Genomic DNA, 21591 nt, shown 5'->3' with positions numbered 1-21591 from the left:
ACATCCCGGCGACGGGGCGGCGCCGGCGGCATCGGCCCGTGCCGGGTGCCATCCGACCAGGCACAGACGCTGATCCGGTGTCCGAGATGGCCGGTCACGGGGCTGCCGATGCGCCCGAGCCCGTTTCGGCGCAGCTGCGCCGGCTACGCGAGCAACTCGGCCTCACCCAGCGGGACCTGGCGATTTCCGCGAACGTCAGCATCGCGGCGATCCGTGATCTGGAGCAGGGGCGCACCCGGGTGCCCCGAACCGCCACCCTGCACGCGCTCGCCGACTACCTCAGCGCGGCGGGGGCGGAGAACGCCGCCGAGCTGAGGCAGGTGGCGTCGGCGGCGCGGTCGCGGCGGGCGCAGCCCTCACAACCGGCCGGTGCCGGGGCCCTGACCGTGGCGGTGCTCGGCCCGCTGATCCTTCGGCACGGCGACACCGAGCTGCGGCTCGGTTCGGCGAAACACCGCTGTCTGCTGGCCCGGCTGGCACTGGCCGGGGGCGAGGTGGTGGGGCGCGAGGAGTTGATGGGCCTGTTGTGGGGTGAGGCTCGCCCGCCGTCCGTGCTGAACCTGCTGCACAGCTACGTCGGCCGGCTGCGCCGCCTGTGGGGGGCGGAGGGGACAGGCGTACTGGTTGCTTCTGGCAGTGGATACCGGCTGGCGCTCGACGCCGACCACTCTGACCTGCTGCGCTTCCGTGAGCTGGTCGAGGCCGGCCACACCGCCGACGATCCCGCGCAGGCGCTGCGGCAACTGCTCGCGGCGGCCCGGTTGTGGCGCGGAGAGACCGATGTGGAGCAGTTGCGCGGCACCCCGCCGGTCGCCGCCCTGTTCGAGCAGTACGCGACGCTGCTGTGCCAGGCCGCCGCGCTCGGCCGCCAACTGGGCGAGCAGGAGCAGGTGTTGCCGCTGCTGCGGGAGCTGGCCGAGCGGCTCGACCTGCACGAGCCGCTGCACGCCGAACTGATAATGACGGCGGTGGCGTCCGGCCGGCAGGCCGAGGCGTTGGCCGCGTACGACCGGGTCCGCCGGGCACTGATCGAACAGCTTGGCGTCGATCCGGGGCCGCAGCTCCGCCACGCCTACGAGGCGGTGCTTCGGCAGCAGTGGCCGGCGGCCGTCGCCCCGTCGCCCCGGACGAACTCGATCCGGCAGGTGCCGGCGGGGCCGTCCGATTTCGTCGGCCGCGAGCGGGAACTGGACCAGATCGGCGCGGAGTTGGCCCGTTCCGCCCCGGCGTCGATGCGGGTGGTGCTGATCAGCGGCTCGGCGGGTGTCGGCAAGACAGCGTTGGCCCTGACCCTGGCGCACCGGCTGCGGGACGAGTATCCGGACGGTCAGTTGTACGCAGACCTGGGCAGCGGTCCCAGCGGGCGGGCGACCCCGACGGGGGTGCTGGGACGCTTCCTGCGCGCGCTCGGGGTGCCGGCCGGCCGGATAGGGCCGGACGAGGAGGAGGCGTCGGCGCTGCTGCGCAGCGCCCTGGCCGACCGCCGGATGCTGCTGGTGTTGGACAACGCCCGCGATGCGGCGCAGGTGCGGGCGCTCCTGCCGGGCCCGGGCGGCAGCGACGCGCTGGTGACCAGCCGGCGCAGGCTGCCCGACCTGTCGCCCTGGCTGATCGTCGACCTGGCGACCCTGTCCACCCCGGACGCCGTCCGGCTGATGGACTCGACCGTGGGCGCGGGCCGGGTGTCGGCCGATCCGGAGTCCGCCCGTGAGCTGGCGGTCGCCTGCGGGCAGTTGCCGCTGGCGCTGCGCATCGCCGCCGGAAGGCTGGCCAGCCGACCGGCCTGGACCACGTCGGAGCTGGCCCACCGGCTGCGCGACGAGAACCACCGGCTGACCCAGCTGAGCGCGGGCGACACCAGCGTGCTGGCCAGCTTCCAGCTCAGCTACCAGGACCTGAGCGAGCCGGTCCGCCGGGCGTTCCGGCTGTGTGCGCTGCATCCGGGGGACGACTTCGGCGTCGAAGCCACCGCGGAACTGCTCGGCGTGGGCCAGGGGGAGGCCGACCTGGTGCTGGGCGAGCTGCTGGACGCCAACATGCTGCTGCAGTACACCGCCGAGCGGTTCCGCTTCCATGACCTGCTCGGGCTGTACGCGGCGCGGCTGGTGGACGAGGAGGACCCGGCCGACGCCGAGGCCGCCCGGAACCGGCTGTACTCCTGGTCGCTGCGGACGGCCACGGAGGCGGTCGAACTGCTCAACCCGGGCATGGTGCGGCTGGTCACCAGTTCCGGCGGCGGGCCCTTCGCCGACCAGGAGGCGGCGATGCGCTGGCTGGACGCGGAGGCCGGGGCGCTGTTGGCGCTGGTCGAGCGGGCCGCGGACAGCGCTCGGCCGCAACTGAGCTGGCTGCTGGCCGACCAGCTACGCGGGTACTTCCTGATCCGCCGACACGTCGACCGCTGGCTGCGTACCGCCGAAGCCGGGCTGCGGGCCGCCACCGCGGCGGCCGACCGGGCCGGCCGGGCCGCGATGCTGCTCAGCCGCGGCCAGGCGATGTGGGCGCTGGGCCGGCACGCGCAGGCACTGGCCGACTACCGGGCCGGCGAGCGGCTGTCCCGGGGATCGGACTGGCCGGCGGCGGCTCCGTACCTGTGGCACAACATCGGCGTGGTGCGGGCCGAGCAGGGCCGCCTGGACGAGGCGGAACGTGGGTACCGGGAGGCGCTGCGGCTGTGCGGCGACCGCGCCGAGCTGGCGGCGGTGCGAGGGCTGGCGCTCAACGGGCTCGGTGCCATGTACGCCGATCAGGGCCAGTTGGCGGAGGCGGCGGAGTGCCTGCGCGACGCCCTGCGGAGCAACGCGGCAGCCGGCCGGACGGCGTCGGTGCTGTCCACCCGAGGCAACCTGGGCATGGTGTTGCGCCAGCTCGGTCAGGAAGGCGCGGCCGAGAAGCACCTGACGGCCGCGCTGGCCGGCTACCGGGCCCGGCCCAACATGCACGGGGAGCTGTCCACCCTGGACGAGTTGAGTCAGCTCTACGCGCAGCGTGGTGACGCGGCCCGGGCACTGAGCGCCGCCCAGCAGGGGTACGACCTCGCGGTGATCGTCCGGGACCAGCGGGCGCAGGCTGCGCTGTTGTGCACGATGGGGGAGGCGCGTCGGGCCGGGGGCGACCCCGCCGGGGCGCTGCGCTGCCTGCGGCAGGCGCTGGACATGGCACGCCAGAACGGCTATCCCTACTTCGCCGCGCGCGCACAGGTAGGGCTGGCCGTCGTGCACCTGGACCTGGGGGCGTACGGGCTCGCCCGGGGCTGCGCGGCGGAGGCCCGTGAGCTGGCGACGGCGCACGACTTCCGGATGGTCGAGGCGGATGCGCTGGCGGCGCTCGCCCGCTGCCTGGCCGCGACCGACGCCGACGAGGCGCCGGCGACGGGCGCGGCGGCCGTCGCCGCGTACCGCGCGGTCGGCGCGCAGGTGCTGGCCGACCGCCTCCGGGATCTGCTGACGGCGGACCGCTGAGGGGCCTGTACCGGCCTTGTACTCAGCCTGTATCCACCTGCGACGATGTCACGATAGCTTCTGCCTGCCCACCTGAGCCTGGGCGGTTGTTCGGGTAGCTGTCGTCCGATGGGGAGCAGAAGCGATGGGGCCTGCACCGGTGACAACGACCGACGTCGTGCCGCAGCACGCCGTGCTGTCGCAGAAGCGGATAGAGGACGTGCTCAGGCGTGTCCGCAACGAGATCGAATGGGTGGACGTCACCCTGCTGCGGGAAGGGCTGTCTCCCCGGCTCGGGGGGATCGACGGCGCGTACGCCCGGCACCTGGCCGGGTTGACGGAGGAATTGCCGCCGCTGGTGGTGCACCGGGACACGATGCGCGTGATGGACGGGTCGCACCGGCTGGCCGCGGCGCGCGCCCGCGGTCAGCGGCAGGTGCCCGTGGTGTACTTCGAGGGAACCTGCGACGAGGCCTTCGTCGTCGCGGTGCGGCTCAACGCGGTCCACGGCAAGACGCTGCGCGCGGGGGACCGCGCGGCGGCGGTGCGGCGCATCCTCGGCACGTATCCGCACTGTTCAGACCGCTGGATCGCCTCGGTGTGCGGGGTCGCGCCGCGTACGGTCGCCACGTTGCGGCAGGAGTCGGCCGACGGCAGCCAGCGGCTGGACACCCGGATCGGCCGCGACGGCCGGCGCCACCCGCTCTCCGCCCAGGAGGGACGCCGCGCGGCCGAGCAGATCATGCGCGAGGAGCCGGGGGCGAGCCTGCGTGTGGTGGCCCGCCGCGCCGGCGTGTCCGTCGGCACCGCGCTGGACGTACAGCGGCGCCTGCTGGCCGCGAGCCCCGAGGGGGTCCGGCGCACCGACGGCGCGGCGGGGCAGCGGCCCTCGGGGGACGCCGGTCAGCCCGCCGTGCTGAGGATCCGCGAGCAGTTGGAATGGTTGACCCGGGAGCCGGCGCTGCGCTACACGGATCAGGGCCGGGCGCTGCTGCGAATGGTGTCAGCCACGCTGGCCTTCCTCGACCGCTCCGGCCCGACGGCGGACGCGCTGCCGGACCACTGCCGGCGCTCGCTGGACGCGGTGGCGCGCGCCTGCGCCGGCGGCTGGCTCGACTTCGCCGATCAGTTCGGCGACGAGGAGGCCCCGCCGCGGGCGGCCTGAACACCGGCGGGCGAACGGTGTCATCCGCGCCGCGACGATCCGTCGGCGGACGCTACCTACAGCGGTGGGGTGACGTCCCGGCGCTCCTCGACCCGGCGGTACTCCACCGGCTCGGTGGTGGTGACCACCTCGCGGCGACGGCCCCAGACCAGCGTGGTCATGACGAGGCCGAGCACGCCGGCGGCCATCAGGATCCAGCCGACGACGTCCAGGTCGACGCCGCCGAGGTTGGCGTCGAGCGCGAACGTGAGGATCGCGCCGACCGCGATCAGGAAGATGCTTGTGCCGATACCCACGACAGCCTCCTTCGGGGGATGCAGTGTGCTGTCGATGGAGGGAAGTACCCCGTGGGTGAACCGCGTAATCGGACGACTCTGGAAGTGGTCCGCGTAGTTCTCCCCCGGCGGTACCTTCCGGTGGCGGTCGGACGCCGGTGGGCCGGTGCCGTCGGCGATCTTGTCGTCGGGTACAGTTCACCCGTCACCGAGAGCATCGGCGACACGCGGACGTAGCGCAGCTGGTAGCGCATCACCTTGCCAAGGTGAGGGTCGCGGGTTCGAATCCCGTCGTCCGCTCGCGATCCGCCCCGTCGGGGGCCGACCGCCGCCGTCCCCGACCTGTTCGGGCCGGGTGCCCGCGGGCGATTGGCGCAGTGGGAGCGCGCTTCCTTGACACGGAAGAGGTCACTGGTTCAAACCCAGTATCGCCCACCAGATACGCACGGTCCTTCTTTCCTATCTCGGCCACCGGCCGGCCGCACCCGTCATGAGGGCGGCCACGCCCAGGTCAGCGGGCGGGTCGGTGTGGGACGGGACGGTGTCGGGGACTCCTCGTAGACTCGCCCGATGACTTCCCCCAGCGACACGCTCACCGAGACTCCGCTGGGCGTGCTCCGCCGGGTCTTCGGCTACGACGCCTTCCGCGGCGAGCAGCAGGAGATCATCGACCACGTGGTCGGCGGCGGCGACGCCCTGGTCCTGATGCCGACCGGCGGCGGCAAGTCGCTGTGCTACCAGATCCCCGCGCTGGTGCGCGACGGCGTCGCGGTGGTCGTCTCCCCGCTGATCGCCCTGATGCAGGACCAGGTCGACGCGCTGACCGCCGTCGGGGTGCGGGCCGGCTTCCTCAACTCCACCCTCGATTTCGACGCCCGGCGGCGGGTCGAGGCGGCGTTCCTCGCCGGGGAGCTGGACCTGCTCTACCTCGCCCCGGAGGCGCTGGGCAGCCGCGCCACGGTCGGGCTGCTGGAGCGCGGCCGGATCGGGCTGTTCGCCATCGATGAGGCGCACTGCGTGGCGCAGTGGGGCCACGACTTCCGCCCCGACTACCTGGCGCTGTCGATGCTGCACGAGCGCTGGCCCACCGTGCCCCGGATCGCGCTGACCGCCACGGCCACCGCTGCGACCGCCACCGAGATCGCCACCCGGCTCGGCCTCACCGGGGCCCGGCATTTCGTGGCCAGCTTCGACCGGCCCAACATCCAGTACCGGATCGCCCCCAAGCGCGAGCCCCGCAAGCAACTGCTCGACCTGATCCGCACCGAGCACCCCGGCGACGCCGGCATCGTCTACTGCCTGTCCCGGGCCTCGGTCGACAAGACGGCCGAACTCCTGGTCGCCAACGGCGTCTCCGCGCTGCCGTACCACGCGGGCCTGGACGCGGCCACCCGCGCCGCGAACCAGAAGCGGTTCCTGCGCGAGGACGGCCTCGTCATGGTCGCCACCATCGCCTTCGGGATGGGCATCGACAAGCCGGACGTGCGCTTCGTCGCCCACCTCGACCTGCCCCGCTCGGTGGAGGGCTACTACCAGGAGACCGGCCGCGCCGGCCGGGACGGCCTGCCGTCGACCGCCTGGCTGGCGTACGGGCTCCAGGACGTCGTGCAGCAGCGCAAGATGATCGACTCCTCGGAGGGCGACCTCGCCCACCGGCGGGTGCTCGCCGCCCACCTCGACGCGATGCTGGCCCTCTGCGAGACCGTGGAGTGTCGCCGGGTGCGGCTGCTGAGCTACTTCGGCCAGGACAGCGGGCCGTGCGGCAACTGCGACACCTGCCTGGAGCCGCCCGAGTCCTGGGACGGCACGGTCGCCGCGCAGAAGCTGCTGTCGACGGTGCTGCGACTGCACAGGGAACGGAACCAGAAGTTCGGCGCGGGGCAGTGCGTCGACATCCTGCTCGGCCGGCGCACCGAGAAGGTGACCCAGCACCGGCACGACGCGCTGACCGTGTTCGGCATCGGTGAGGAGCTGAGCGAGGCCGAGTGGCGGGGCGTGGTCCGGCAACTGCTCGCCCAGGGTCTGCTCGCCGTCGAGGGCGACTACGGCACTCTCGTCCTCACCGACACCAGCGCCGAGGTGCTGGGCCGGCGTCGGCCGGTGCCGATGCGCCGCGAGGCGGCCCGGCCGGCGCGGACCCGGTCGGCGAAGACCCGCCCCGGCGCGACTGCGGCCGTCGAGCTGACCCCGGCGGCCGAGCCGGTGTTCGAGCGGCTGCGCGCCTGGCGGGCGGCCACCGCCAAGGAGCAGGGGGTGCCCGCGTACGTGGTGTTCCACGACGCGACGCTGCGTCAGATCGCCGTCGACCCGCCGTCGACGCTCGACGACCTGGCCCGCGTCAACGGGGTGGGGGAGGCCAAGCTCGCCCGGTACGGCGAACATCTCCTCGCCGCCCTCGCCGGCTGACCTCCGCGAGCGGGCCGGTCGGGCGGTTCTGCCGTCGGCAGATCCGCTGCCGGTGAACGCCGTTGTCGCCCCGGCCGGGGGCCGGCACTGTGGGCGGATGAGACTTCTGGTGCTGGGCGGCACGGGCTTCGTGGGCGGGGCGACGGTCGGCGAGGCGGTGCGCCGCGGCTGGTCGGTGACGGTGTTCAACCGGGGGCTGCGCGACGCGCCGCCGGCGGGCGTACACCTGTTGCGGGGTGACCGGACGGCGCCCGGCGGCCTGGCCGCGCTGGCCGGCGGCGAGTGGGACCTGGTGGTCGACACCTGGGCCGGCGCGCCGCGCGCGGTGCGGGACGCGGCCCGGGCGCTGCGCGGCTCGGTGGGCTGGTACGGCTACGTATCCAGCGGATCCGTCTACGCGCTGCCGTTCCCGCTCGGCGCTGCCGAGGACGCGCGCGTCGTGGCCGCCGAGCCGGACGCCACCGACGGCGGGTACCCGGAGCTGAAGGCCGGCGGGGAGCGGGCCGCCGTGGAGGTGTTCGGCGACCGGGCGTTGCTGGCCCGGGCCGGGTTGATCCTCGGGCCGGGCGAGGACATCGGGCGGCTGCCCTGGTGGCTGACCCGGATCGCCCGGGGCGGCGACGTGCTCGCGCCCGGCCCCACGGACCTGCCGGTGCAGTACGTCGACGTCCGTGACCTGGCGATCTGGCTGCTGGACCGGGGCGCGGCGGGGTCCGGCGGGGCGTACAACGTGGTGTCGCGGACCGGGCACGCGACGATGGGCGAGCTGCTCGACGCCTGCGTCGCGGCCACCGGCTCGGCGGCCCGGCTGCGCTGGACCGCGCCGGAGCCGATCCTCGCCGCCGGCGTGGAGCCCTGGAACGACCTGCCGATCTGGATCCCCGTCGGGCACGAGTACCGCTGGCTGCACGAGCGGGACGTCGAGCGGGCGTACGCGACGGGGCTGGCCTGCCGGCCGGCGGCCGAGACCGTCGCCGACACCTGGGCCTGGCTGCGCGAGGTGGGGACGGTGCCGTCGCGCGCCGGCCGCCCGCCCCGGGCACCGGTGGGCCTGGCCCCGCAGCGGGAGGCCGCCCTGCTCGCGGCCGCCCGCTGACCCCGCCGCGCGGCGTCGGCCCGTCCCGCGTCGGGCGGGTCAGGCCCGGGCTACCGGCAGGTCGAGCACCTCGTCGACGCTGCGGCGCGGGGTCGGGGAGCCCGGCTGGCCGTACCCGATACGCATCACCATCTGCGGGGTGCCGAACCGGCCCAGGGACAGCCGCAGCGCCTCCCGTGCCCCGGGTACCTCGATCGGTTGGGAGAGCATCGACACGCCCAGCCCGGCGTCGGTGGCGGTGAGCAGCACCCGTTGCAGGGCCTGGCCGGCGATCACCTGGTCGGTGGTGGTGTTGCCCGTCGCGCCGAGCACGGCGACCAGCGGCTCCGGCTCGAAGTCCCGCCCCGGGGCCCGGTCGCGCCCGCCGAAGCCGCGACTGGGCAGCAGGTCCTGCGGTTCGCCCAGCGGGCCGCCTGCGGCGGCCGGGATCCCGTCGGGGGCGGGCGCGGTGCGTACCCAGTCGGCCAGTTCGGCGCGGTAGGCGGGGTCGCGCTCCAGGACCCGGTTGGCGCTGCGGGCGATCTCGGCGAACGCGTTCACGGCGCTCACCCCGATCACCAGTTCCAGCCAGCCCTGCTCGGCCCGGGCCGCCTCGCCGAGCCGCCAGCGGACGTCGGCGGGCACCGGGTCGGGCCAGAACGGGGTGCGGTTGCTGAACCGGTGCGGGATGGCCGCGTACAGGCTCTGCTCGGCCGGGGTGGGGCGGCGTGGCGCGTCCGGGGTGAGCCGGGCGAGCACGTCGGTCTCCGTCGGGTACGGGCGCAGCCGGACCTTCGCCGGGGTGCCCGCCGCTGCCAGCGACAGCCGTAGGTTGAACAGGGCTGCCCCGCAGGCGATCCGGGCGCCCCAGCCGCTCGGGTCGGTCGCCGGCAGCCGGCGCTCCCGGTCCAGCGTCACCTCGATCCCGCCGTCGCGCAGCCGGAACCGCCACGGCTGGGTGTTGTGCAGCGACGGTGCCCGGACGGCGTCCGCCGCGGCGGCCCTGAGCTGCTCGACGGTGAAGTCGGTCTCCATGGTGGTGCTCCTTCCCGTGGCAGTTCCTGCCGTCCCGTTCGGTCCACACCCACAGTGCGTGATCGGGGCGGCGTGCGGGCAGGGCCGGATGTCCCCTCTGCCCCGGGCCCCCCTGCCCAGGCGGCCTGCGGTCGGCGTCGGGACCTTCGGCCCGTGCGGGTGGCGGCGCGAGGGGGTAGAAATGGGGGATGATCAGGGTGTTCCTTCTCGACGACCACGAGGTCGTCCGTCGTGGCCTTGCCGACCTGCTCACCAGCAGCGGCGACATCGAGGTGGTGGGTGAGTCGGGCTCCGCCCAGGAGGCGGCCCGCCGCATCCCCGCGTTGCGGCCCGACGTGGCGATCCTCGACGCCCGGCTGCCCGACGGCAACGGCATCGACGTGTGCCGGGACGTCCGCGCCGTGGACTCGTCGATCAAGGGCCTGATCCTCACCTCGTACGAGGACGACGAGGCGCTGTTCGCGGCGATCATGGCCGGCGCGTCCGGCTACGTGCTGAAGCAGATCCGCGGCACCGACCTGGTCGACGCGGTGCACCGGGTGGCCGCCGGGCAGTCGCTGCTCGATCCGGCGATCACCACTCGGGTGCTGGAGCGCATCCGCAGCGGCGTGGAGCAGCCGAATGAGCTGAAGGCCCTCACCGAGCAGGAGCGCCGCATCCTGGAGTACGTCGCCGAAGGGCTGACCAACCGGGAGATCGCCGGCAAGATGTTCCTCGCCGAGAAGACGGTGAAGAACTACGTCTCCAGCGTGCTGGCAAAGCTCGGCCTGGAGCGCCGCACCCAGGCCGCCGTCCTGGCCACCCGCCTGCTGGGCCCCCGCAGCTAGGCGACCGGGCCGCTGGCCGGCCCGAGGCCCTGGCCCTGCCGGATCCCGTAGGTCAGCCCGCCGAGAGGCTTCGCCCCGGGCGGGCCGGGAGGGCGTGCGCCAGCGTGCGGCCGAGCTCATTTGCCGTTCGGTGGTCCCAGTTCCGGCTGGCTTTCCGACTGCCGGGACGCGCCCTTGCCTTTCGACGGCCAACTCCCTACTGTCCCGATAGGAAAAACAGGATTTAGGGAGGGCTCATGGCACCATCGGACGGCCAGACCAGGCGGCAGATCATCGGCGGCATCGCGGGAGTCGCCGGGGCAGTCGCCGCGTCGGCGCTCACGCCCGAACAGGCGCTCGCGGGCGGGCCCGACGAGCGGCCGTTCCGCGCCGACACCCCCGGCCAGCGCCCCACGGGACGGCCGAACGTGCTGGTCATCCTCGGCGACGACCTGGGCTGGGCCGACCTCAGCAGCTACGGATCGCCCGACATCCGAACACCCCACCTGGACCGGCTCGCCCGTGACGGGGTCCGCTTCACCAACGGCTACTCCGCCGCCGCCGTCTGCTCCCCGACCCGCTTCGCCCTCTACACCGGCCGCTACCCCGGGCGGCTGCCCGGCGGGCTGTCCGAGCCCATCGCCCGGGCCCACGAACTGGAGGGCCTGCCCCCGGCGCACCCCACGCTGGCCTCCCTGCTCAAGGGCGCGGGCTACACCACCGCCATGTACGGCAAGTGGCACTGCGGGTTCCTGCCCTGGTTCAGCCCGCTGCGGTCGGGCTGGGACGAGTTCTTCGGCAACTTCTCCGGCGGCCTCGACTACTACTCCAAGGTCAGCCACCTGGGCCAGCACGACCTGTACGAGGGTGAGGTGCCGGTGGAGTCCCTGGACTACTACACCGACACGGTCGCCGACCGCGCCGCCGCGTTCGTCCGGCGCGCGCACCGCCGCCCCTGGCTGTTGAACCTGAACTTCACCAGCCCGCACTGGCCCTGGGAGGCCCCCGGCGACCGGGCGGTCAGCGCGGAGTTGACCGCGCGCCTCCGGGCGGGCGAGAGCGGCGCGCTGTTCCACCGCGACGGCGGCTCCCTCGACACGTACCGCAAGATGGTGGAGAACCTCGACCGCGCCGTCGGGCAGGTGCTGACCGCGCTGCGGCAGACCGGCCAGGAGCGGGACACGGTCGTCGTCTTCGCCAGCGACAATGGGGGCGAACGGTTCTCCCACCAGTGGCCGCTGACCGGCGGCAAGGGCGGCCTCGAGGAGGGCGGTATCCGGGTGCCCACCATCCTGCGCTGGCCCGCCCGCGTCCGGCCGGGCCAGGTCAGCCACGAGCCGGTGGTGACCCAGGACTGGACGGCGACCCTGGTCGAGATCGCCGGGGCGCGGCCGGATCCGGGGCACCCCTTCGACGGCGCGAGCCTCGCCGGCTACCTGCTGCGGGGGGAGCCGGCCCCGGAGCGGGCCCTGTTCTGGCGCACCAAGGGGAACCGTGCGTTGCGCCTGGGGCGCTGGAAGTACTTCCGCGGCACCGGCGGGTCGGACACCCTGTACGACCTCGTCGCCGACCCGCGCGAGCAGGCCAACCGGGCCCGCCAGCAGCCGGACCTGGTCGGGGCGCTGCGCAGCCGCTGGGAGGCGATCGACGCCACCCTGCTGCGCTACCCCTGAACCGACCGGCCTGACCACTCGTCGGCGGGAGCGGGGGCCGGGCCCGGGCTCAGTCGCGGAGCGGGACGGACCAGCGCAGCTCCGTCCCGCTCGGGCTCGCCGGGCGTACCTCGAAGTCGCCGGCGTGCCGCTCGGCGCGCTCACGGAGATTGACCAGGCCGCCCCGGGCGGCGGCCGGGTCGCAGCCCCGGCCGTCGTCGGTGACGGTGACGGTGACCCAGCCGCCGTCGACCGTCACCGCCACCGCGACCCGGCTGGCCCCGGCGTGGCGGACCGCGTTGGACAGCGCCTCGCGCAGCACGGCGGTCAGGTCGGGGCGGATCGGCTCCGGAACGGCGCTGTCTATCGGCCCGGTCAGCTCCAGCGTCGGCCGGAAGCCCAGCGACCCGGCGGCCACGTCGACCGCCTCACGGATCTCGGTGCGCAGCGCCGCGCTCATCGGGGTACGCAGCTCGAAGATGGTCCGCCGGATGTCCCGGATGGTGGCGTCCAGGTCGTCGACGGCCGCGTTGATCCGCTTGGCCACCTCGGGGCGGGCGTTCATCGCCCCGCTCTGCAACTGCAGGCCGGTGGCGAACAGCCGCTGGATCACCACGTCGTGCAGGTCGCGGGCGATGCGCTCGCGGTCCTCCAGGACCACCAGCAGCTCCCGCTCCTCCTGCCCCCGGGCCCGCTCCATGGCCAGCGCGGCCTGCCCGGCGAAGCTGCCCAGCAGCGCCACGTCGTCGTCGGTGGCCCCGCCCCGGTCCGGCCCGTACGCGATCACCAGGACGCCGTGCAGGGCGTCGGCGGCGGCCAGCGGGGACACCACCGCCGGCCCGGTGGTCACCGGCGCCGGCCAGGGCGCCGCCTCGGCCAGGTTCTCCATCAGCTCGTGCCCCCGGCCGGTGACCGACCCGGCGAAGGCGGTCTCGGCGGCCGGCAGCACCGCGCCGACCAGCTCCCGGGCCTGCTCGTCGGCACCGTCGACCACCTCCACGGTGAACTCGCCGGCGTCCTCGTCGTAGAGCAGCACCACGGCCAGCTCCGCCTCGGCGACCTCCCGGGCACGGCGGGCCACCAGCGTCAGCGCGTCGGTGCGCCGCACCTCGCCGAGCAGCACCGAGGTGATCTCGGCGGCGGCGGCCAGCCAGCGTTCCCGGCGGTGGGCCAGCGCGTACAGCCGGGCGTTCTCGATCGCCACGCCGGCCGCGGCGGCCAGGGCCACCACGATCTCCTCGTCGTCCTCGGTGAACTCGGCGGCGCCCTGCTTCTCGGCCAGGTAGAGGTTGCCGAACACCTGGTCGCGGATGCGCACCGGCACGCCGAGGAAACTGTGCATCGGCGGGTGGTTCGGTGGGAAGCCGTACGACAGCGGGTGCTTGGTGATGTCCGGCATCCGCACCGGGTGCGGGTGGTCGATGAGCAGCCCGAGCACGCCCCGGCCGTGCGGCAGCTCGCCGATGTTCGCGTGCAGCTCGGCGTCGATGCCGTGCACGATGAAGTCGTGCAGCAGCCGGTCGGAGCCGATCACCCCGAGCGCGCCGTACCGGGCGCCGGCCAGCTCGCAGGCGGACTGCACGATCCGTCGCAGGGTGCTGCGCAGGTCCAGGTCGGTGCCGATGCCGACCACCGCGTCGAGCAGGGCGCGCAGCCGTTCCCGGCTGGTGACCACCTCGCCCACCCGGTCCAGCATCTCCTGGAGCAGCTCGTCGAGCCGGACCCGCGACAGCGGGCTCAGCCCCAGCGAGGGGGTGACGTGTTCGTGCATCGGGTTCGGTGTGCTGCTGGCCACCGGCCGATGCTATCGCCCGTGGCCTTGCGGCCCCTGGCCCCGGTGGCCTGGCCGTCACCCGCCCGCGGAGCGCACCGCCGAGGTGTCCACGACCTGCTCGGTGGGCAGCCGCGGGGTGTGCGGCGGGCCGGCGTGCGCCGGGTCCGCGAGCCCCATCCGCAGCACCAGGTACGGGTACCCCATCCCGGTGAGCACCTGGCGCAGGGACTGCCGGGTCCCCTCCACCTCCACCACGCCGGACAGCGGCACCATCGACACGCCCAGCCGGGTGGCGGTCAGCCACGCCGCGGAGAGCGCCTCACCGGCGCGCAGCCAGCTGTCCCGCTCGTCCTCGTCGCCGAAGAGCAGCCCGTACACCGCCGTCCGGTCGTGGCCCTGGCCGACCGGCAGGATGCCGGGGCGGCCGAAGTCCCGACCCGGCACGGTGGTCTGCGGTGCCTGCTCGGGCAGCACCTCGGGCGGCAGGCCGGTGCCGGTGCCCGGGCGGCTCGTCCAGTAGGCCAGCTCCTCGCGCAGCTGCGGGTCCTCCGCCTCGACCGACCCGGCGCGCGATGCCGCGGCGGCCAGATCCATCACCTGGTCGGCGTTGAGGATCTGCAACCGGGCGCCCTCGGCGGCGGCCGCCTTCGTGATGTCGTCGACAGCCGGGGTCGGCACGGGCTCGTCGCTGACCGGCCGCCGGTCGGTGTGCCGGACCTGCATGCACTGCACCGTGTGCATGGCGTCCGGGTCCGCCTCGGCGCGCTTGAGGCCGGTGAGCCGGGCCAGCAGCTCAGGATCGCCCGGGTCGGAGATCCGCTCGACCACGAAGGCCCAGCCCTCGGCAGCCAGTGCCACCCGGGCATGGTGCAGGGCCGCGCCGCAGCTCAGCGTGACCAGCCGGCCCTCCGGGTCGGCGGCGGACAGCTGGCGTTCCCGCACGACGTGCAGCTCCAGGGCGTCGGGCAGGACCCGCCAGCGCCACGGCTGCGTGTTGTGCACCGAGGGGGCGTGACCGGCCATCGCGGCGGCCTCCGCGAGGGCGGTGGTCAACGCACGGTCCGGCGTCTCGTGGCTCATCGTCACGACCTTTCGTCTCTGCCCATCGTGCCCCAGCCCGGCGGTGCTCCGGGCGGGGTTGCCGCTCCATCCTGCGGCACGGGCTGCCCGGTCGCACGGGTCCGTGGGTCCCGTACCGCCCGGGCGCTTCGCCTCCGCCGATCATGGCAGGTCGGACGGATGATTCGTCGGTTGGCATCCTCGCCGGTATCCGTGGTTGAGAGGATCCGCAGGTGGGCACCGAGGCGCGGGAGTGCGTGCCGGAGCAGCCGGTGCGGCGGCGCTGGGCGCGGGGGCGCGAGTGGGGGCCGCTGACCGCGCTGACCGTGGGCGTGCTGGTCGGGGCGGGGCTGTGGCTCGCCGGCCGACGCGCCGCGGCGGACTGGCTGTGGGCGGCGGCGACGGTGGCCGCGCTGGCCCCGGCCGCCTGGTCGACGCTGCGCCGGCTGTGGCACCGGCAGTTCGGGGTGGACGTGATCGCCGTCCTCGCGCTGGCCGGCGCGCTCGTCGTGCGCGAGTACCTGGCCGGCGCGGTGATCGCGCTGATGCTGGCCACCGGCCGCGCACTGGAGGCGTACGCCCAGCGCCGGGCGACCCGCGACCTGCGCGCCCTGCTGGAGCGGGCCCCGCGCTCGGCGCGGCGGCGTCGGCCCGGCGGCGGCATCGAGACGGTCCCGCTGGACCGGGTGGCGGTGGGCGACCGGCTGGTGGTCGGCCCCGGGGACGTGGTGCCCGTCGACGGGACCGTCGAGGAGGCGGCCACCCTCGACGAGTCGGTGGTGACCGGCGAGTCCCAGTTGGTCGCGCGGGCGGCGGGGGAGCCGGTGGCCAGCGGCGTGGTCAACGCCGGGGCCGGCTTCGGGCTGCGGGCCACGAAGAGCGCGGCGGCCAGCACGTACGCGGGGATCGTCCGGCTCGCCGAGGAGGCCACCGCGCACAAGGCCCCGATGGTCCGGATGGCCGACCGGTACGCGGCGGCGTTCGTGCCGTTCACCCTGGTCGTGGCCGGCCTGGGCTGGCTGCTGTCCGGTGAGTTCGTGCGGGCCGTGGCGGTGCTGGTGGTGGCCACCCCCTGCCCGCTGCTGCTGGCCACCCCGATCGCGATCGTCTCCGGGCTGTCCCGGGCGGCCCGGCGCGGGGTGCTGGTCCGCGACGGCGGCTCGCTGGAGCTGCTGGGCCGGGCCCGGACCCTGCTGGTCGACAAGACCGGCACGCTCACCGCCGGCCGGCCCCGCGCCGCCGAGACGGTGGTCGCGCCCGGCGGCGACCGGGACGAGGTGCTGCGGCTGGCGGCCTCGGTGGAGCAGCTCTCCCCGCACGTGCTGGCCGCCGCCCTGGTGCGGCAGGCCCGGGACCGGGGCCTGCCGCTGGCCGAGCCGACCGGGGTGACCGAGGAGCCGGGGCGCGGCGTCAGCGGTCGGATCGACGGGCGGCTGGTCCGGGTCGGCCAGCTCGACGGGGAACTGCCGCAGTGGGCGGCCGGGGCCGCCGAACGCGCCGAGCTGGCCGGGCGGTCCGTGGTCTGGGTCAGCGACGAGCGGGGGCCGCTGGGGGCGATCCTGCTGGAGGACCCGGTACGCCCCGACGCCCGGCGGACCGTCCGACGGCTGCGCGAGGCCGGCCTGACCCGGCTGGTCATGGTCACCGGCGACCGCCAGGCGACCGCCGAGCAGGTCGCCCGGGCTGTCGGCGTGGACGACCTGCTGGCCCGGTGCTCCCCGCAGGAGAAGGCCGACCGGGTCCGTCAGGAGGCGGAGCGGGCCGTCACCGTGATGGTCGGCGACGGGGTGAACGACGCCCCGGCGCTGGCCGAGGCGCACGTCGGGGTGGCGATGGGGGCCACCGGGGCGACCGCGTCCGCCGGCGTCGCCGACGCGGTGCTCACCGTCGACCGGCTCGACCGGCTCGCCGACGCCGTGGAGATCGCCCGGCACGCCCGCCGGATCGCCACCCAGAGCGCCGTCGTCGGGATGGGGCTGGCCGTGGCGGCGATGCTGGTGGCGGCGGCCGGGAAGCTGCCACCGGTGGCCGGTGCGTTCCTCCAGGAGGGCATCGACGTGGTGGTGATCCTCAACGCGCTGCGCGCCCTCGGCGGGGGGCTGCGCCGCCGGGACGTCCCGGCGGCCACCGGCGAGCTGCTGGACCGGTACGCGGGCGAGCACGGCGGCATCCGGGACGTGCTGGCCGACCTGCGGGACACCGCCGACCTGGTCGCGACCCACCCGGACTCGCCCGACTGCGTGCCCGCCCTGCGGGAGGTCCATCGGCGGCTCGTCGGGCAGGTGCTGCCGCACGAGGCGGCCGAGGAGCAGCACCTCTATCCGGCGTTGGCCGGGCCGCTCGGCGGCGACGAGGCGACCTCGACGATGAGCCGCGGGCACGTGGAGATCCGCCGGCTGGTCGACGGGATCGGCGGGCACCTGGCGCAGGCCGGCGCCGGGCCGCCGCGTCCCGACCAGGTCACCGACCTGCTCGCCACCCTGTACGGCCTCGACGCCGTCCTGCGCCTGCACCTGGCCCAGGAGGAAGAGGACTACTTCTCGCTGCGCGACTGACGGTGCTCGCGGACCACCGCGACCGGGCAGTGGGCATGCTGGATGAGCTGTTGGCCGACCGAGCCGAGCAGCATGCCGCGCAGCCCGCCTCGGCCCCGGGTGCCGACCACCACGAGCTGGGCGTCCCGGCTCGCCTCGACCAGCGCGCGGGCCGGGCGGCCGGTCACCACGTCGACGGTCACCTCGACCTCGGGGAACGTCTCCCGCCACCCGGCCAGCGGCTCCTCCAGCGCCGCCCGCTCCGCCGCCACCGCGCCGTCGGGGGCGGGGCCGCCGCCCGCCGCCGGCTCCCAGGCCCGCACCACGTGCAGCGGTACGTCCCGCTGGGCCGCCCGCTCGACGGCGAACCCGAGGGCCAGCAGCGACGTCGGCGACCCGTCGACCCCGACCACCACCCGCCCGGCGCGGCCTGCGGCGGCGGCGTCACGGACCACCACCACCGGGCAGTGGGCGTGTGCGGTCACCGACACGGCGGTGGAGCCGACGAGCAGCCCGCCGAATCCGCCGTGACCCCGGCTGCCGAGCACCAGCAGGCCGGCCTCGGCGGAGCGTTCCTCCAGCACCAGCGCCGGCGGCCCGTCGAACACCTCGCCGTGCACCGTCAGCCCGGGTCGCGCGGCGGCGGCGTCGGAGGCGGCCGTGCCGACCAGCTCCTCCACCTGCCGCCGGGCGGTCTCGTCGGGCCAGATGCCGGGGGCCACCCCGGGGCCGATCCAGCCGGCCACGGTCACCCACTCGAAGACGTACGCCAGGCGGACCGGCCGTCCCGTGCGCTCCGCCTCGTCCAACGCCCAGTTCAGGGCGACGGTGGCATCGGCGGAACCGTCGTAGCCGACCAGGATCTCGTCACTCATCGGGTTCGCCTTTCGTTCGCGACTGCGGGGCTCGCAAGCTCACTCCTCGCGCTCACCGGACCCGCCTTTCGGTGCCTCAGGGGCCGTCTCCCGGATCCAGCGCCACTCGGCCACCCGCGGGTCGTCCTCGCCGAAGCGGCGGGTGTGGTCGCGGCAGGCCTGCCGGACGTCCACCATCTCCTGGCGCAGGCGCGCGGCCCGGGAGGCCAGGCCCGGCGTCCGGTCGATCACGTCGATCACCAGGTGGAACCGGTCCAGGTCGTTGAGCATCACCATGTCGAACGGCGTGGTGGTGGTGCCCTCCTCCTTGTACCCGCGCACGTGCAGGTTGTCGTGGTTGGCCCGGCGGTAGGTGAGCCGGTGGATCAACCACGGGTAGCCGTGGTACGCGAAGATGATCGGCTTGTCGCGGGTGAAGATGGTGTCGAACTCGCTGTCCGGCAGGCCGTGCGGGTGTTCCGACGGCGGCTGGAGGCGCATCAGGTCGACGACGTTGACCACCCGCACCTTGAGCCCGGGCAGGTGCTGGCGGAGCAGCTCGGCGGCGGCCAGGGTCTCCAGCGTCGGCACGTCCCCGGCGCAGCCGAGCACCACGTCCGGCTCGTCGCCGTCGTCGGTGCTGGCCCAGTCCCAGATGCCCAGGCCGCGCCGGCAGTGCTGGATCGCCTCGTTCATGGTCAGCCAGTTCGGCGCGGGCTGCTTGCCGGCCACGACCACGTTGATGTAGTGCCGGCTGCGCAGGCAGTGGTCCATCGTGGACAGCAGGGTGTTGCCGTCCGGCGGCAGGTAGACCCGGACCACCTCGGCCTTCTTGTTCATCACGTGGTCGATGAAGCCTGGGTCCTGGTGGGAGAAGCCGTTGTGGTCCTGCCGCCAGACGTGGCTGGAGAGCAGGTAGTTCAGCGAGGCCACCGGCTGCCGCCACGGGATGGCCCGGGTCACCTTCAGCCACTTGGCGTGCTGGTTGACCATCGAGTCGACGATGTGGATGAACGCCTCGTAGCTGGTGAAGATGCCGTGCCGGCCGGTCAGCAGGTACCCCTCCAGCCAGCCCTGGCACAGGTGCTCGGAGAGCACCTCCATCACCCGGCCGTCGGGGGAGAGGTGGTCGTCGCCGGCCGTGGTCTCGGCGACGAACGCCCGGTCGGTGACCTCGAAGGCCGCGCCGAGCCGGTTGGAGGCCACCTCGTCGGGGCCGAACAGGCGGAACGTCTGCGGGTTGGCGGCGATCACGTCGCGGACCCACTTGCCGAGCACGCCGGTGGCCCCGGCCGTCGGCTCGCCGGGCCGCTCGACGTCGACCGCGTACTCCCTGAAGTCCGGCAGGGTCAGGTCGCGCAGCACGGTCCCGCCGTTGGTGACCGGGTTGGCGCTCATCCGCAGGTCGCACTTCGGGGGGAGCGCGGCCAGCTCGGCGACCGGTGCGCCGGTGGCGTCGAACAGCTCCTCCGGCCGGTAGCTGCGCAGCCAGCGCTCCAACTCGGCCAGGTGCTCCGGGTTGTCACGCACCTCGGAGATCGGCACCTGGTGGGCGCGGAACGTCCCCTGCACCTGCTTGCCGTCGACCGTGTCCGGGCCGGTCCAGCCCTTCGGCGTACGCAGGATGATCATCGGCCAGCGGGGGCGCTCGACCGCGCCGCCGGAACGGGCCCGGCGCTGGATGTCGGCGATCTCGTCGACCGCCCGGTCCAGGGTGGCGGCGAGGAGCTGGTGCACGGTCGCCGGGTCGTCACCGGCGACGACGTACGGCTGGTAGCCGAAGCCGCGCATCATGTTCAGCAGGTCGTCGGTGGGGATCCGGTCCAGCACCGCCGGGTTGGCGATCTTGTAACCGTTCAGGTGCAGGATGGGCAGCACCGCCCCGTCCCGGGCCGGGTTGAGGAAGACGTTGGACAGCCAGCTCCCCGCGAGCGGGCCGGTCTCCGCCTCGCCGTCGCCGATCACGCAGGCGACCAGCAGGTCCGGGTTGTCGAACGCGGCGCCGTACGCGTGGCTCAGCGCGTACCCCAGCTCACCGCCCTCGTGGATCGAACCCGGCACCTCCGGGGCGACATGGCTCGGGATGCCGCCGGGGAAGGAGAACTGGCGGAACAGCCGCTGCATGCCCGTCTCGTCGCGGCTTACCGAGTGGTACAGCTCGCTGTAGGTGCCCTCCAGCCAGGTGTTCGCCACCAGGGCGGGGCCGCCGTGCCCGGGGCCGGTGATGAAGATCGTCGGTAGCTTCCGGTCGACGATGATCCGGTTGAGGTGGGCGTAGAGCAGGTTCAAGCCGGGGCTGGTGCCCCAGTGGCCGAGCAGCCGCGGCTTGACGTGCTCGGGTCGCAGCGGCTCCCGCAGCAGCGGGTTGTCCAGCAGGTAGATCTGCCCGACGGTCAGGTAGTTGGCCGCCCGCCAGTACGCGTCCAGTTGGCGCAGCTCGTCTTCGGTCAGGGGACTGTGCAGGTCTACAGCGGTGTCCATGCTGCGTTACCCTCTCGCGGATCGGGGACTTTCGCATCCCGGTGTCCCGGCCTTCCCGGCGTGTCCAGCCTCGTCGCCCACCCGGGGAGCGAGCAGGGCCGTTGGTCCCGGGACGCGAGGGCGTCCGGCCCCGGGACGCGTGGGCGTCATGCCCCGTCCGGCGCGGTGGAGACGAGTCCACGGACGACGATGACCGGGGCGGGGGAGTGGTAGAGCAGTGACTGGCTGACCGCGCCGAGCATGCCGCGCAGCGGCTCGTCCCCCCTGCCGGCGACGATCGCGAGCTGCGCCGAGCGGGACCGGTCGACCAGGACGTCACCGGGGTCGCCGACGACGCTGTGGCACTCGGCCCGCACCGAGGGGTGCCGCCGTCCGTACCGGGCCACCGCGTCGGCCAGCTCGGCGCCAGCGTCCTCAGCGGACCCGGCCGGGTCGCCGCCCCCGACCGTTCGCGCCGGCTCGGTGACCCGGACGGCGAGCAGCGGGGCCGACCGGCGGGCGGCGTAGTCGAAGGCGAACCCCAGCGCCGTCCGGGAGCTCACCGACCCGTCGACGCCGACCAGCACCGGGCCCTGCGGCGGCGGCTCGGGGCGCGCCACCAGCACCGGGCAGCCGGCCTGGGCGGCGAGCTGTACCGCCAGGGCGTCGGCGGGGATGCAGTCATCGCAGCGGGACATCCCGCCGTCCCCGACGGCGACCAGGAACGCCGAATCGGAGCGACGGATCAGCGCGGCCAGCGGGGAGCCCTCGACGATCTCCCCGGACACGGGCAGCTCCGGCTCCACCTCGCGGGCCACCGCGGTGGCCCGCTCGATCAGGTCCTCGGCCTCGGCGCGCGGGCCGGCCTCAGAGGGCACCTCCAGGGCCGCCGCCCAGTTGAACGCGTGCAGCAGGCTGAGCGGGCGGCCGTGGTTCGCGGCGTCTCGGGCGGCCAGCCGGACGACCTGGAGGGCGTCGTCGTCCGACGAACCGATCGCGGCCACCACGGGCACGTCGGCGATCGCGGCCATCCGGCCTCACCTCCTCCGGCGACGC

Annotated in this window: 14 protein-coding genes and 2 tRNA genes; 9 read left to right on the top strand and 7 right to left on the bottom strand. The window is 74.6% G+C overall.

Annotated features, from left to right (window positions below; genetic code table 11):
* Positions 1–86 precede the first annotated feature (86 nt).
* Together ACFYZF_RS25760 and ACFYZF_RS25755 are read left to right on the top strand one after the other, a co-directional pair.
* The gene (locus ACFYZF_RS25760) at positions 87–3461 is read left to right on the top strand and encodes a BTAD domain-containing putative transcriptional regulator (protein WP_387024970.1); all 3375 of its coding nucleotides are present in this window, start codon (positions 87–89) and stop codon (positions 3459–3461) included.
* Positions 3462–3600: 139 nt separating this feature from the next.
* Entirely contained in the window at positions 3601–4605 is a 1005-nt protein-coding gene (locus ACFYZF_RS25755) for a ParB/RepB/Spo0J family partition protein (protein ID WP_387024918.1), read from the top strand.
* 56 nt (positions 4606–4661) lie between these two features.
* Here ACFYZF_RS25755 and ACFYZF_RS25750 read toward each other — a convergent pair whose 3' ends face one another.
* On the bottom strand, positions 4662–4901 hold the full coding sequence (locus ACFYZF_RS25750) for a DUF6458 family protein (RefSeq protein ID WP_387024916.1): 240 nt from the start codon (positions 4899–4901) through the stop codon (positions 4662–4664).
* A gap of 206 nt (positions 4902–5107) precedes the next feature.
* Here ACFYZF_RS25750 and ACFYZF_RS25745 point away from each other — a divergent pair.
* From ACFYZF_RS25745 to ACFYZF_RS25730, 4 genes are all read left to right on the top strand, one after another.
* Positions 5108–5180, top strand: a tRNA-Gly gene (locus ACFYZF_RS25745).
* Between the two features lie 63 nt (positions 5181–5243).
* Positions 5244–5318: transfer RNA gene (locus ACFYZF_RS25740), tRNA-Val, on the top strand.
* A 132-nt stretch (positions 5319–5450) separates the two neighbouring features.
* Positions 5451–7286: a DNA helicase RecQ gene (gene recQ, locus ACFYZF_RS25735; RefSeq protein ID WP_387024915.1), complete on the top strand. Its 1836-nt coding sequence runs from the start codon at positions 5451–5453 to the stop codon at positions 7284–7286.
* Positions 7287–7383: 97 nt separating this feature from the next.
* Positions 7384–8382 carry a reductase gene (locus tag ACFYZF_RS25730; protein WP_387024913.1) on the top strand — a complete coding sequence of 333 codons (999 nt, stop codon included), beginning with the start codon at positions 7384–7386 and terminating at the stop codon, positions 8380–8382.
* Between the two features lie 39 nt (positions 8383–8421).
* Here the strand turns inward: ACFYZF_RS25730 and ACFYZF_RS25725 are convergent, their stop codons facing one another.
* A complete protein-coding gene (locus tag ACFYZF_RS25725) occupies positions 8422–9396 on the bottom strand; it encodes an Acg family FMN-binding oxidoreductase (RefSeq protein WP_387024911.1) in 975 nt (324 codons plus the stop codon).
* Positions 9397–9584: 188 nt separating this feature from the next.
* Here ACFYZF_RS25725 and ACFYZF_RS25720 point away from each other — a divergent pair, with 188 nt between their 5' ends.
* Positions 9585–10223 (top strand): response regulator, encoded by a 639-nt coding sequence (locus ACFYZF_RS25720; protein ID WP_387024908.1) that lies wholly within the window; start codon positions 9585–9587, stop codon positions 10221–10223.
* A gap of 236 nt (positions 10224–10459) precedes the next feature.
* Positions 10460–11875 carry a sulfatase-like hydrolase/transferase gene (locus tag ACFYZF_RS25715; RefSeq protein WP_387024906.1) on the top strand — a complete coding sequence of 472 codons (1416 nt, stop codon included), beginning with the start codon at positions 10460–10462 and terminating at the stop codon, positions 11873–11875.
* 49 nt (positions 11876–11924) lie between these two features.
* Here ACFYZF_RS25715 and ACFYZF_RS25710 read toward each other — a convergent pair whose 3' ends face one another.
* Both ACFYZF_RS25710 and ACFYZF_RS25705 read right to left on the bottom strand, forming a co-directional pair.
* On the bottom strand, positions 11925–13625 hold the full coding sequence (locus tag ACFYZF_RS25710) for a GAF domain-containing protein (RefSeq protein WP_387024968.1): 1701 nt from the start codon (positions 13623–13625) through the stop codon (positions 11925–11927).
* A 78-nt stretch (positions 13626–13703) separates the two neighbouring features.
* Positions 13704–14708, bottom strand: coding sequence for an Acg family FMN-binding oxidoreductase (locus ACFYZF_RS25705; protein ID WP_387024904.1), 1005 nt, complete (start codon positions 14706–14708; stop codon positions 13704–13706).
* 212 nt (positions 14709–14920) lie between these two features.
* Here ACFYZF_RS25705 and ACFYZF_RS25700 point away from each other — a divergent pair, with 212 nt between their 5' ends.
* A complete protein-coding gene (locus ACFYZF_RS25700) occupies positions 14921–17242 on the top strand; it encodes a heavy metal translocating P-type ATPase (protein WP_387024902.1) in 2322 nt (773 codons plus the stop codon).
* On the opposite strand, the gene ACFYZF_RS25695 is transcribed toward ACFYZF_RS25700, so the two are convergent.
* From ACFYZF_RS25695 to ACFYZF_RS25685, 3 genes are all read right to left on the bottom strand, one after another.
* Entirely contained in the window at positions 17221–18096 is an 876-nt protein-coding gene (locus ACFYZF_RS25695) for a universal stress protein (RefSeq protein ID WP_387024900.1), read from the bottom strand. The genes ACFYZF_RS25700 and ACFYZF_RS25695 overlap by 22 nt on opposite strands.
* 39 nt (positions 18097–18135) lie before the next feature.
* On the bottom strand, positions 18136–20556 hold the full coding sequence (locus ACFYZF_RS25690; protein ID WP_387024898.1) for a phosphoketolase: 2421 nt from the start codon (positions 20554–20556) through the stop codon (positions 18136–18138).
* A gap of 146 nt (positions 20557–20702) precedes the next feature.
* The gene (locus ACFYZF_RS25685; RefSeq protein WP_387024896.1) at positions 20703–21566 is read right to left on the bottom strand and encodes a universal stress protein; all 864 of its coding nucleotides are present in this window, start codon (positions 21564–21566) and stop codon (positions 20703–20705) included.
* Positions 21567–21591: the final 25 nt, after the last annotated feature.

It is taken from the genome of Micromonospora sp. NPDC001898, from assembly GCF_042891255.1.
Taxonomy (GTDB): domain Bacteria; phylum Actinomycetota; class Actinomycetes; order Mycobacteriales; family Micromonosporaceae; genus Micromonospora.
The sequence above is the reverse complement of the archived record's forward strand: the minus strand, read 5'-3'. Positions and strand labels throughout refer to the sequence as shown.